Here is a 12,650-nt window from a genome sequence, read left to right as displayed (position 1 = left end):
CGGCGTGGGCTCAAGCACCAGCCCGTCCGGCCTCGCCGTGACGGGCTTCTTCATGCCCAATCACCAGGAAGGCCCTGGAATCAAGCCCCGTGGCGCGCCGCCAGCAAGTCCAAAAGCAGGGCGACACGGGCCTTGACACCGTTGAGGCCCTGAGCGATCGGCCAGGTCGAGGCCCCGCCACTCAACACCGGCCCGCCCACACAACGCGTACTGCGCCACACCGGCACCCCCGCCTCAGCCGCGCGCTGCAAAGCGGGCTCCAAGGCTTGATTCAGCGTGCCATTACCTGTGCCTGCCAGCACCAGGCCGTCCACGCCTTGGGCCAGCCAGGCGTCCACTGCGCGCTCGGTCGCCCCCGCATGGCTGCTGAGCAGGGCCACCCAAGGCCAGTCCGCCACAGCGCAGCTCAATGCGGCCTGCAAAGCCTTGGGAGGTGCGGCCCGGTGGACGCGGGTCTCACGCCGGTGCCACACGGGTTGGCCTTCCAACACTTGGCCCATCGGCCCCTCATCGCCCGAATCAAATGCATCGGGCCGGTAGGTGTGCACCTTCTGCACGCCCACCGGGTCATGGATCTGGCCGGCACACACCACCACCACACCCCGAGCCGAGGGGTCGGCGGCCACCGCCAACGCGTCGACCAGGTTCTGCGGACCATCGGACATCAAAGCCGTGGCGGGCCGCATGGAGCAAGTCAGCACGATGGGCTTGCATGCGCCCAGCAAGGTGTGCAGGAAAAAAGCCGTTTCTTCGAGGGTGTCTGTGCCGTGGGTGATGACGATGCCGCGCACGCTGTCATCGGCCAGGTGGGCCTGCACCCGGGCCAGCAAGGCCTGCCAGGTGGCATGGTCCATGTCCTTGCTGTCGAGCTGAGCCACCTGCTCGCCCAGCACGCTCAAACCCGCAGGCACCGGCAGGCCCCCCATCAGGTCCATGACGCTGCGCTGGGCGGCGCGGTAGCCCACGTTGTCGTGCTGGCTGCCGGCTTCGCCAGCGATGGTGCCGCCGGTGCCCAAAACAACCAAGCGCTTGGCATTCGAAGAGGTGACTTGCATTTCGTAAAAAACTGGTCAAAAATACAGTTACTGGATATTCAAACAGCCCTCAGGAGCCGCGATGATGGACATGCCTCAGCTCACAGTGAAGCTCACCGCAAGACAGCAACAAATTTTGGAACTCATTCAGAGTGCCATCGCCCGCACCGGCGCGCCGCCCACTCGGGCTGAGATCGCGTCTGAGCTGGGCTTCAAATCCGCCAACGCTGCCGAGGAGCATTTGCAAGCCCTGGCCCGCAAGGGCGTGATCGAACTGGTCAGCGGTACCTCTCGGGGCATCCGCCTGCGCGGCAACAGCCTGCGCCAGCTCAACCAGTCCCGCGATCCACAGTTCTCTCTGCCCCTGCCGGGCCTGAGCCAGCTGGCCCTGCCCCTGATCGGCCGGGTGGCCGCAGGCTCGCCCATTCTCGCGCAGGAACATGTGGACCAGACCTATTACGTGGAAAACAGCCTTTTCCAGCAAAAGCCAGACTACCTGCTCAAGGTGCGCGGCATGTCCATGCGCGACGTGGGCATCATGGACGGCGACTTGTTGGCAGTGCAGTCCACCCGCGAGGCCAAAAACGGTCAAATCATCGTGGCCCGGCTCGGTGAAGAAGTGACGGTGAAGCGCTTGCACCGCACAGCCGAGCACATCGAACTGCTGGCTGAAAACCCCGACTTCGCCCCCATCATCGTGCAGCCCGACGAGCCCTTCGAGATTGAAGGCCTGGCGGTGGGCCTGATCCGCAATTCCATGCTGATGTAAAGCAACGGGCCGGACCAGGTGGCGGGCGTTTGAGGCAAATCCGGATTTGCCAAACAACCCTGGTCTGACTCAACCCATTGAATCCTGCCTGTGTTCAACCCCTGAATCGAACTGGAGTTTCACATGGGAAAGGCATTCTCTGCCGCGTCGCGCCTGCTCGCCCCGCTGAGTCATTTTTGGGGCCAATGGCGTCAAGCTGAGCCTCGTCACATGGGCCCAATGACTCCGCCATCCACAGGCGGAGCGCTGAACGCCATCCAGGCCACTACTGGCTCAAAAGAGCCGGGGACGGCCATCGATGCTAAAAAGAGCACACTGGTTGAGGCGGCCTCGCCCGACTTGCCCGGCGCCTCCACGTATTCTTCCGAGGCCTCGACCACATCGGTTCCCGAGCCCTGGTCAGCACCGGCCAAAGCGGTCCAGCGCTCGACCCACGCCAGCCGTCCACTCAAGGTGTTGCGCATCCGGGAACAGCGCCAGTCCAAGCACCACGCAGGGCGTTTGGTGATCTCTGGTCGCATGGCAGATGTGTGCGCGGAGTTGGAGCGACTGGCCAATGCCCACCCCGGACTCCTGCACTGAGCATGGGCATGCCCTGTTCGACAAATGGACTCTGTGAGGCTGGCGCCGCCGCAGCACCGAGCCCCAGCAAGCACCCCGTTGGCTTCTGAGCGCCCGAAACTGGCCGGCCAAAGCCCCACAGGTGACCATCAATCGCCAACTAGGACCGATTGGTACGGTTGAGAACACCGAGCAGCCGGCGCAGGCAAGGCACAATCAGGGGATGAACATTGTGATACTGGACGACTACCAGGACGCAGTGCGCAAACTCAATTGCGCTGCCCGTCTCGACCCCTACTCCGCCAAGGTGTACACCAACACCGTCAAGGGCCTTGGTCAGTTGTCGGTTCGCCTCAAAGACGCTGAGGTGATCGTGCTGATCCGTGAGCGGACCCAATTGCCACGCCAGCTGATTGAAAAGCTGCCCAAGCTGCGTTTGATTTCCCAAACGGGCAAAGTCGGCAGCCACATCGATGTCGGCGCCTGCACGGAACGCGGCGTTGCTGTGGCCGAAGGCGTGGGCTCCCCGGTGGCCCCGGCGGAACTGACCTGGGCGCTGATCATGGCCAGCATGCGGCGCCTGCCGCAGTACATCTCCAACCTCAAGCATGGCGCCTGGCAGCAGTCGGGCCTGCGCTCCGCGTCCATGCCGGCCAACTTCGGGCTGGGCGCTGTGCTGCGGGGCAAGACCCTGGGCATCTGGGGCTACGGCAAGATTGGGCAGTTGGTCGCCAGCTATGGCGCCGCCTTTGGCATGAGTGTGCGGGTCTGGGGTCGTGAAGCCTCGCGTGCACAAGCGCTGGCAGATGGCTACCAGGCCGCCACCAGCCGGGAGGAGTTTTTCGAGCAATGTGATGTGCTGTCCCTGCACCTGCGCCTGAACGACGAAACGCGCGGCCTGATCACGCTGGAAGACCTGTCACGCATGAAGCCGAGCTCCTTGATCGTGAACACCTCGCGCGCTGAGCTGCTGGAACCCGATGCGCTGATTGCAGCCTTGAACCGGGGCCGCCCCGGCATGGCGGCTGTGGACGTGTTTGAGAGCGAGCCCATTTTGCAAGGCCATGCCCTGCTCAGGCTGGAGAACTGCATCTGCACGCCGCACATTGGTTATGTCGAGCAAGACAGTTATGAGCTTTACTTTGGTGCTGCGTTTGACAACGTCGTCAATTACATCCGGGGCACGCCGACGAATATCGTGAACCCTGGTGCGCTTCAGGTTCGCCGCTGACTCTCCCGGCCAAGGCGCTTGAACAGCCCCTGACCGGAAGGGGCTGATCCTGGCTTCCAAGAAGGCCTTGAGCGCCACCACCGCCGTGGCTGACCGCGCCAAAGCAGAGGCTTGGCTAGCCCTTCGAGCCCTTGCTCTGCTTGCTGGCCTTGAGGAGGTCGGCTTCAAACATGTCGAAATCAATCATGTGGCTGTCGTCCAACCCTGAGTTGGGCTCTTGCGGCAGGCTGAGTTCGACATCCAAGGGCGAAGGCATGGAGGTCGAATCCAGCACAAAGTCCAAGGGTGAATCCAGGGGAGACACCATGCTGGGCAAAGCGGGAACGGCCTCGGCCCTGGGCGGGGGCAAGCTGTCCAAATCCAGATCCATCAGTGCCGGCATGACACTGTTCGGGACACTGGGTGCCGGAGCCGCAGGGGGAGCTTTGGCGTCACTGCTTAAATCGCTCAAATCCAAGTCCAACAAGCTGTCGGGGTTTGGCATTTGGGTCGAAGGACCAAAACCCGAGATGGGCTCCACTGGCATGAAGGCGACCGGCAACTGGGCCGGGGTCGTGCTGGCGTGCACGTCCCGGGCCGACTGGAAGGCCATGGACAGGTCCCCAGCCTGGACACGAGACTCCACGGTGGGGGTTCCCTGCAGGGAGGCATCCTGGGCCAATTGCCGAGCAACCGCTTGCAACACCAGAAGGTCTTTGAAGGCCTCCAGGTCGAAGAATTCGCCAATCGACACGGCGTGGGCACGAAACAGACTGTCTTCGACCGCCACCAGGGCCCGAGCCGAACCCCAGACCTTCTCGAGGTACGACAAGGTGCGCGGATAAGACTCCAAAGACTTGCCGCCCTTGGCAAACGCACTGAAAGGGGGGACTTCCGCGCTGAACACCGCGTTGAAGCGCTCGCGCCAATGGGCATATTCACCGGTGCGGCTGAGCATGTGGTGAATCTTCAGCAAGTCCAAGTAGGCCAGGGGCGTCGCCTCAGGGAAGGTCTCAATGTGCTTTTGAAGCACTTCAATGGCTTCGTCGTACTGCCCCAGAGAGACAAAAAACTCAGCGTGCTGCTGAACGTCGAACAGGTCCAATGGCGCCTTGCTGCCGCCCTCCGTTTGGGACGGCAGGGCGGTGGCGTTCGCCGCCACCGAGTTCAGCAGTGAATCGATCGCGGGCGCGACGGCCGCGGCGGGGGCAGCACCCAGGTCTTCGAGTCGGCGGAAGGCCGACTCGCTCAAATCCAGATCCACATGCAGGCCGCTGACCGAAGGCTCAAAAGCAGGACGGTCAGACGGGTTTTTGGGTAACTCACTGGCGGCAGCCTCCAACGTCGAGCCGGGGTTTTCCTCGCGGGAGGCCCCAACAGCCCCACCCGAGCCCTTCAAACCGGCCTGCCACCAGGGCGTCTTACCCTTGCGTTTGACCTTGCCAACCGGCGTGCCGGGAGGGGTGACCAATGGCTTGTCTTTGACAGGCTGCTGGCCCTGGCGTCGCCACACATAGGCACCCGCGCCCAGCAACAAAAGCAAGCCCGCCACCAACCCATAGACCACAGGGTTGGCATAGCGTTCTTCTTCTGCTTGCGTCAGACGTGCCTGCAAATCATGGACCTGTTCTTGCGCAGTTTGGCCTGCAGCCTTCAAGCGCTTGTTCTCGGCTTCGAGCCCATTGCGCTTGTCTGCGTCGGCCAACACCTGCTCCAAGGACCGGTTGAGGGCGCTCCATGCCGCCAGCGCCTCGACGCGTTGGGGTGAGCTTGCATCCTGCGGAACCACGGCGAGCGATGGCGAAAAGCGCAAACCGGCCGTGTAGTCCACAGCAGTCCCGGTCGGAGCGTCCAACTTCAGCCGCGCTTTGGTAGCGCTTGCCGCGGGTTCTTTGGGCTTGCGTGGGCTGTTGGATACCGACTCCGTGCGTTGGGCCACAGGTGCAGCATCAGAAGTCTTGGAGCGCGCTCTGGAAGGCTCGCGGGGCTGCGCCGCTTTGCCCGCCAGCGGCGGCAAGGGTGAGCTGGACAAATTGGTGGAGAGCGTCGAACCCGCGCCAGTGGCCACAGGAGCCCGTACCAGAGGAGCATCTGCCGATTGAACTGCGCCCGCACCGTCTTGCGGCAGCTCGGTCAACAACACATAACGACGCGAAGTCTTGACGTCACAGCCCGCACGCAGGGTCACGCTGACCGCAGGCTCGTCCACAGGCACCGACGTTTTGAGACGCAGCACCCGATCGACACCCGTGCCGCTGGCACTGAGGGTCATGCGAGAGCCTTCTATCCTCGAGTCGCCCTGAAACACCACGACATCCAGACAGGCGGGGTCAAAATCTTCACCCGCTTCGGCCTTGAGCTCAAACGAAAGCGTCAACGGCTGCCCCAAGACGGCAGTTCCGCGAACCCTCCCCAGGCTCAGCGAAAAACTGCTACCAGTCATCGCCACCAAGGCCACCCCGACGAAAATATTACGTATTTTCACAATTTATCGTTTGCTTTATCGCCGATTTTGGCACAACACCCCAATTCACCAACCAAGAGATAATTCAAAGATGAAAATAATTTATCAGAATGTCGCTATTGTGGGCACCGGCGCCATGGGACGAGGCATCGCTCAACTCGCAGCCCAAGCCGGTAGTCAGGTTCTCTTGCATGACAGCAAGCCGGGCGCTGCGGCCCTGGCCCAGGCTGAGATCATCGCCCAATGGGGACGATTGGCCGAAAAAGGACGGCTGAGCGGTGAGGATGTTCACACTTATGCCCAGCGCCTTGTGGTGGCTGAGCAACTTTCAGACTTGGCTGATGCCCACTTGGTGGTCGAAGCCATTGTGGAGAACCTGGACATCAAGAAGTCCTTGTTCAAACAACTTGAAACCGTGGTCGCGCCGGAAGCCGTGCTGGCCAGTAACACATCGTCGCTGTCCGTGACGGCCATCGCCTCGGCTTGCGAGCGCCCCGGTCGGGTCGCTGGCTACCACTTCTTCAATCCCGTGCCGCTGATGAAGGTGGTGGAGGTGATTGCCGGTTTGGCCACCGACGCTTCGGTGTGCGACGACCTGAGCGCGTACGCGCGCCAGATTGGCCACACGCCGGTGCGTGCTCAGGACACCCCGGGCTTCATCGTCAACCACGCCGGCCGCGGCTACGGCACCGAGGCCTTGCGCATCGTGTCCGAAGGCGTGACCGACTTCGCCACCATCGATCGCATCCTGAGGGACCAAATTGGCTTCAAGCTCGGCCCCTTCGAGTTGCTGGACCTGACGGGCCTGGATGTCTCGCACCCGGTGATGGAGTCGATCTACCACCAGTACCACGAAGAGGCGCGCTACCGCCCCAGCGTGATCACCGCTCAGCGCCTCAGTGGCGGCCTGCTGGGCCGCAAGACCGGCCAGGGCTTTTACCGCTATGTCGACGGCCAGGCGCAAATGCCTCCCGAGCAACCCGTGCCTCAGGTGCAGGAAATGCCGCCCGTGTGGGTGTCCAGCCGAGCAGCCCGCCGCGCTGAGCTGTACCAACTGCTGAAGGACTTGGGCGCCACCATCGAGACCGGCGCCTCCCCCTCCCCTCATGCGCTCACCCTGGTCGCTCCGCTGGGCTTCGACGTGACCACCGTCGCGGTGGTCGAGCGACTCGACCCCAGCCGCACCGTGGGCATTGACATGCTGGTCGACGACGCCAGCACCCGCCGCCGTGTGCTGGCCACCAACCCGGCCACGCGCGAAGACATGCGCGACGCGGCACACGCCCTGTTTGCGCGCGACGGCAAGGCGGTCAGCGTCATCCGTGACAGCGGAGGCTTTGTCACCCAGCGCGTGGTGGGCACCATCATCAACATCGCCACCGACATCTGCCAGCAGGGCATTTGCAGCCCTGGCGATCTGGAGCTGGCCGTGACCCTGGGCCTGGGCTACCCGATGGGCCCCCTGAGCATGGGCGACCGCTATGGCCCCACCAATGTGCTGGAGGTGCTGTTCAACATGCAAACCGTGTATGGCGATCAGCGCTACCGCCCCAGCCCCTGGCTGCGCCGCCGTGGCGCCATTGGCCTGAGCCTGAAGCACGAAGAAAGCTGAACCCATGAGCGCCGAACTCAAGAGCCACAGCCAGGGCCAGACCCTGGTGCTGACCCTGAGCAACCCCGAGTTCCGCAATGCGCTGGGCCCGGAGATGTACGCCGCGGGCATCGAGGCCCTGAACGTGGCCGAGAGCAACGCCGATGTGCGTTCGGTGGTCATCACCGGTGAGGGCCCCTGGTTCTGCGCCGGCGGCAACCTGCGACGCCTGCAAGGCAACCGTGAGTTACCCCCACAGGTCCAGGCAGACAGCATTGAAGGGCTGCACAGCTGGATCGAATCGATCCGCGTGTTTCCCAAGCCGGTGATTGCCGCAGTCGAGGGTGCAGCGGCGGGCGCGGGCTTCTCGCTGGCCCTGGCGTGTGACTTTCTGACTGCCGCACGCGACGCTCAGTTCGTCATGGCCTACAGCAACATCGCCCTGTCGCCCGACGGCGGCGGCAGCTGGAGCCTGGCGCGCGCCCTGCCGCGCGCACTGGTCAATGAGCTGTTGATGTGCGGCAGCCGCATCGGTGCCGACGCCCTGCAGCAGCACGGACTGGTGAACCGGGTGTGCGAACCGGGCCAGGCCCTGGCCGAGGCCTTGAAGTTGGCCGAACAACTCAATGCCCGTGCGCCCAACGCGCTGGCCAGCATCAAAGAGCTGGTCAACGATGCGGGCACCCAGTCGCTGACCCAGCACCTGGCGGCGGAGCGCGATCACTTTGTGCGCAACCTGCACCATGCCAACGCGGGCATCGGTATCGCAGCTTTCCTCGACAAGACCACGCCGCGCTACTGATTGCCCGCCGGACGCGCCTCCCTCGGGGGCCGTCCCGGTGGCCCCTGCGGGTGAAGCCTGCCCCCCGCACGCCAACTCGCCCGCAGGCCCCGTCCCGCCCCCTCTGAAGCCCCGCACCACGCGGGGCCTCCCGCCCCACGCCAACAGCCCAGACACGCAGGCGACAACACGCCAGGGAGAGCCTCGTCCCAGACGCGACAATGGGGCTGTTTTCAGTCACGCAAAAGACAGGCCATGGACGACCCGATTCTTAATATCGAAGAACGTGAAGCGATCAATTCAGGTCGCTGGTTTTCATCCCTTTCACCCTCACTCAGGCACGACATACTCCGATGCGCCTACGTCAAGCGTTACCGCGATGGCGAGCTGATCGCGGCCCGCGGCGACCCACCCGAAGAGTGGATCGCCTGCGCCAAGGGCGCGGTGCGGGTGAGCTCCACCTCCATCTCGGGCAAGCAGATCACGCTGACGTATGTGGAGCCGGGCATCTGGTTCGGCGACGTGGCCATCTTCGACGGCGACCGGCGAACCCACGATGCCTACGCCCATGGCGAGACCACCATCCTGTGTGTCGCCAAAGCCGACTTCAAGAAGATTCTGGCCACCCACGTCGAACTGTACGAAGCCATGCTGCGACTGCACGCGCGGCGCATCCGGCAACTGTTTGGCTTGGTGGAAGACCTCAACACCCTGCCCCTTCGCGCCCGGCTGGCCAAGCAGTTGGTGCATTTGGTGCGCAGCTACGGCGTGCCCAGTCTGTCGGATGGACGCGAGATGCGCATCAGCCTGCACCTGGCCCAAGAAGAGCTGGCGCAGTTGCTGGGAGCATCCCGGCAACGCGTGAACCAGGAACTCAAAGCCATGGAGCGCGAAGAAGCCATCCGCATCGAACCCGGTGGCCTGATCGTGCGCGACCGCGATGCCCTGATGCGCATCGCTGAAAGCGACGTCTAGCCAGTGCCCTGACTGCCCCCATAAGAACCCCGAGACAAGACCAAGCCCCATGAGCCAATTCGATCACTTTGTCGGCACCCGCGCGGTGTCCGAGCAACACGCCATCGACATCGCCGCCCTGTCCCAGTGGCTGGGCGTCCACCTGCCAGGCTTTGAGGGCCCCTTGAGCATCGAGATGTTCAAAGGGGGGCAGTCCAACCCGACCTACAAACTCATCACGCCGCACAAGTCCTATGTGATGCGCGCCAAGCCGGGTCCGGTGGCCAAGTTGCTGCCCTCGGCCCACGCCATCGAGCGCGAGTTCGCGGTCATGACGGGCCTGGCGGGCACCGAAGTGCCAGTGGCGCAAATGCACTGCCTGTGCGAAGACGAGTACGTCATCGGTCGCGCCTTCTATGTGATGGAATTTGTCGACGGCCGCGTCATGTGGGACCAGTCCCTGCCCGGCATGTCGCCCGCCCAACGGCGCGAGATCTACCTGGAGATGAACCGGGTCATCGCCGCCTTGCACACCGTCAAGTTCGCCGAGCGCGGCCTGGCCAGCTACGGCAAGCCGGGCAATTACTTCGAGCGCCAGATTGGCCGCTGGAGCAAGCAGTACGTGGCCTCCATCACCCAGCCCATCCCCGAGATGGACCAGCTGATGGCCTGGCTGCCCGCCAACATCCCTGCGGCTGCTCGTGACGAACGCATGGTGTCCATCGTGCACGGCGACTACCGGCTCGACAACCTGATGTTCCACCCCAGCGAGCCCCGCGTTCAAGCCGTGCTGGACTGGGAGCTGTCCACCCTGGGTCACCCGCTGGCCGACTTCAGCTACCACTGCATGGCCTGGCACATCCCGCAGGGCTCCTTCCGGGGCATTGGTGGTCTGGACCTGGTCAGCCTGGGCATCCCCAGCGAAGACGAGTACATCCGCCTCTACTGCGAGCGCACCGGCCTGAGCACACCCGAGGCCTTGCGTGCCGACTGGAACTTCTACCTGGCCTACAACCTGTTCCGCCTCGCGGCCATCCTGCAAGGCATTGCCAAACGCGTGGAAGCTGGCACAGCCTCCAGCGCCCAGGCCGTCAGCTCAGCCGCGGGCGCTCGCCCTCTGGCCGAGATGGCTTGGCAGTTTGCCCAGCGCTCTGGCCGTTGAGCCCTGCGCGCCCTCGCCCCGTTTTCCAACCAGAAGCAACCGCCTCAGCGCCTTTCATTCCAACAGGAGAAGCACATGGACTTTGATTACTCCCCGAAAACAAAAGAACTCCAGGCTCGACTGAAGCAGTTCATGGCCGATCACATCTACCCTTCGGAGGATGCGTACAAGGCCGAGTTGGCTGCCAACACCGTGGCAGGCAAGCGCTGGAGCGCGCTGCAAACCATTGAAAACCTCAAGCCCAAGGCGCAAGCCGCCGGTCTGTGGAACCTGTTCCTGCCGGTGGACAGCGCGGCCGCTTCGGGCTACGAAGGCGCCGGTTTGACCAACCAAGAGTACGCTCCCTTGGCCGAAATCATGGGCGCCGTTCCCTGGTCGAGCGAGGTGTTCAACTGCTCCGCCCCCGACACCGGCAACATGGAAACCATCGCGCGTTACGGCTCGCCCGAAAACCGCGAACGCTGGCTCAAGCCCTTGCTCGAAGGCAAGATCCGCTCGGCTTTTGCCATGACCGAACCCGACGTGGCCTCGAGCGACGCCACCAACATCGAAACCCGCATCGAACGCCAGGGTGACGAGTACGTCATCAACGGCCGCAAGTGGTGGATCTCGGGCGCCGCAGATCCGCGCTGCGCCGTCTACATCACCATGGGCAAGACCGACCCGGACGCCCCGCGCCACTCGCAGCAAAGCATGGTGCTGGTGCCAGCGGACACCAAGGGCATCAACATCCTTCGCCCGCTCAATGTGATGGGCTACGACGACGCACCCCATGGTCACGTTGAAATGACCTTCACCAACGTGCGCGTTCCTGTCTCCAACATCCTGCTTGGCGAGGGCCGGGGCTTTGAAATCGCCCAAGGTCGCCTGGGCCCGGGACGCATTCACCACTGCATGCGCCTGATCGGCCTGGCCGAACGCGCGCTCGAACTCATGTGCCGCCGCGCCAGCGCACGCACGGCCTTCGGCAAGACCGTGGCCCAACAAACCGTGACGCAAGAGCGCATCGCCGAAGCCCGCTGCAAGATCGACATGGCCCGCCTGCTGACCCTGAAGGCCGCCTGGATGATGGACGTGGCCGGCAACAAGGTCGCCAAGACCGAGATCGCCATGATCAAGGTCGTGGCCCCGAGCATGGCCTGCCAAGTGATTGACTGGGCCATGCAAGTGCATGGCGGCGGTGGCATGTGCGACGACTTCCCGCTGGCATCGGCCTACGCCCACGCCCGCACGCTGCGCTTTGCCGACGGCCCGGACGAAGTGCACCGCAATGCCATCGCCAAGCTGGAGCTGGGCAAGTACTCGGCGCGCGCCACTGAAGTCGAAATGCCAATCACGCGCGGCTGCTGAGCCGGCGTCCGAGTCCGACTGCCCCCACTAGGGAGCGGTTGGACCGCCTGGTGTCCACTCACCTGCCTCAGGGCTGGGGCGGAGGCAGTAGATTGCGTTCCGGGGGCAAGGCCTGGGCACTTTGAGCAGCGCTGCGGGCCAAGGCCAGGAACAGATCCAGCTTCAAGGTGTCCTCCCTCTGATGCTGGGTACGCAGGTACAGACGACCTCGCGTCAGCATCATGACCAAGGGCATTTGGTGCCCGTCGGGCGCTGCAGGCAAGCTCATCAAAGCCTGTACCAAAGGGGCGCTCAACCAGGCTTGCGCGTCCTCCCGGTGCTCGGTCAGGACCACGAAACGGGCCCAAAAGTCGGAGTTCATGCGACTCCACCCGACCTCGGTGTACATGGCCAGCCAACGCATTTCCTCCGTCAATTTGAGCCGGGCGGTGGTCTGCACCGCATCGGTGTAGCCACTGTAGGCAGCTTGCTCCAGGTGCTGATTGAGTTCGCGGTTCATCACCATGATGGACCAGTCGTCTGACAGGGCCAGGTCCAAGCGCAGGCGCAACTCGTGACCCCGCAGGTAGTCGCGTTGCGGCGGCGCGCTCTCCATGCGAAATGGGTGGCCCTCCAACTGCCCTGTCCAAACCAATCGGTCCCCGCTGGGGACCTGCTCAAACAACAGTGCTTCACGTCGCGCCCAGACAGCCAAAGCGGCAGAGTGGTCCGGCTGGAACAGCTTTTTGAGGCGCTCAAACATGGCCAATGAATTTCACCTAAAGTTGATCAATT

At 63.6% G+C, this 12,650-nt stretch carries 11 protein-coding genes; 7 read left to right on the top strand and 4 right to left on the bottom strand.

The window, feature by feature from the left end; genetic code table 11:
- Positions 1-80: 80 nt before the first annotated feature.
- Positions 81-1,055, bottom strand: a complete 975-nt coding sequence (locus tag PSQ39_RS06170; protein ID WP_273925834.1) for an asparaginase — start codon at positions 1,053-1,055, stop codon at positions 81-83.
- A 64-nt stretch (positions 1,056-1,119) separates the two neighbouring features.
- On the opposite strand from PSQ39_RS06170, the gene lexA reads away from it, so the two are divergent.
- A complete protein-coding gene (lexA, locus tag PSQ39_RS06165) occupies positions 1,120-1,803 on the top strand; it encodes a transcriptional repressor LexA (protein ID WP_409242007.1) in 684 nt (227 codons plus the stop codon).
- A gap of 206 nt (positions 1,804-2,009) precedes the next feature.
- Here lexA and PSQ39_RS06160 read toward each other — a convergent pair whose 3' ends face one another.
- Entirely contained in the window at positions 2,010-2,267 is a 258-nt protein-coding gene (locus tag PSQ39_RS06160; protein WP_273925832.1) for a hypothetical protein, read from the bottom strand.
- A gap of 320 nt (positions 2,268-2,587) precedes the next feature.
- Between PSQ39_RS06160 and PSQ39_RS06155 the strand changes: the two genes are divergently transcribed.
- A complete protein-coding gene (locus PSQ39_RS06155; protein WP_273925831.1) occupies positions 2,588-3,595 on the top strand; it encodes a D-2-hydroxyacid dehydrogenase family protein in 1,008 nt (335 codons plus the stop codon).
- Between the two features lie 115 nt (positions 3,596-3,710).
- Here PSQ39_RS06155 and PSQ39_RS06150 read toward each other — a convergent pair whose 3' ends face one another.
- Positions 3,711-5,846, bottom strand: coding sequence for a hypothetical protein (locus tag PSQ39_RS06150; protein WP_273925830.1), 2,136 nt, complete (start codon positions 5,844-5,846; stop codon positions 3,711-3,713).
- Between the two features lie 283 nt (positions 5,847-6,129).
- On the opposite strand from PSQ39_RS06150, the gene PSQ39_RS06145 reads away from it, so the two are divergent.
- The 5 genes from PSQ39_RS06145 to PSQ39_RS06125 all read left to right on the top strand — a co-directional run bounded on the left by PSQ39_RS06145 (position 6,130) and on the right by PSQ39_RS06125 (position 11,876).
- A complete protein-coding gene (locus tag PSQ39_RS06145; RefSeq protein WP_273925829.1) occupies positions 6,130-7,650 on the top strand; it encodes a 3-hydroxyacyl-CoA dehydrogenase in 1,521 nt (506 codons plus the stop codon).
- A gap of 4 nt (positions 7,651-7,654) precedes the next feature.
- A complete protein-coding gene (locus PSQ39_RS06140) occupies positions 7,655-8,431 on the top strand; it encodes an oxepin-CoA hydrolase, alternative type (RefSeq protein ID WP_273925828.1) in 777 nt (258 codons plus the stop codon).
- A gap of 234 nt (positions 8,432-8,665) precedes the next feature.
- Entirely contained in the window at positions 8,666-9,385 is a 720-nt protein-coding gene (locus tag PSQ39_RS06135; protein ID WP_273925827.1) for a Crp/Fnr family transcriptional regulator, read from the top strand.
- Positions 9,386-9,434: 49 nt separating this feature from the next.
- Positions 9,435-10,526, top strand: coding sequence for a phosphotransferase family protein (locus PSQ39_RS06130; RefSeq protein WP_273925826.1), 1,092 nt, complete (start codon positions 9,435-9,437; stop codon positions 10,524-10,526).
- 75 nt (positions 10,527-10,601) lie between these two features.
- The gene (locus PSQ39_RS06125; protein ID WP_273925825.1) at positions 10,602-11,876 is read left to right on the top strand and encodes an acyl-CoA dehydrogenase family protein; all 1,275 of its coding nucleotides are present in this window, start codon (positions 10,602-10,604) and stop codon (positions 11,874-11,876) included.
- 67 nt (positions 11,877-11,943) lie between these two features.
- Here PSQ39_RS06125 and PSQ39_RS06120 read toward each other — a convergent pair whose 3' ends face one another.
- Positions 11,944-12,618 (bottom strand): hypothetical protein, encoded by a 675-nt coding sequence (locus PSQ39_RS06120; protein WP_273925824.1) that lies wholly within the window; start codon positions 12,616-12,618, stop codon positions 11,944-11,946.
- Between the last annotated feature and the right edge of the window lie 32 nt (positions 12,619-12,650).

This window comes from Curvibacter microcysteis, from assembly GCF_028649455.1.
GTDB classification, from domain to species: domain Bacteria; phylum Pseudomonadota; class Gammaproteobacteria; order Burkholderiales; family Burkholderiaceae_C; genus Curvibacter; species Curvibacter microcysteis.
Note: the sequence above shows the minus strand (reverse complement) of the source record. Positions and strands in the feature narration are given on the sequence as shown.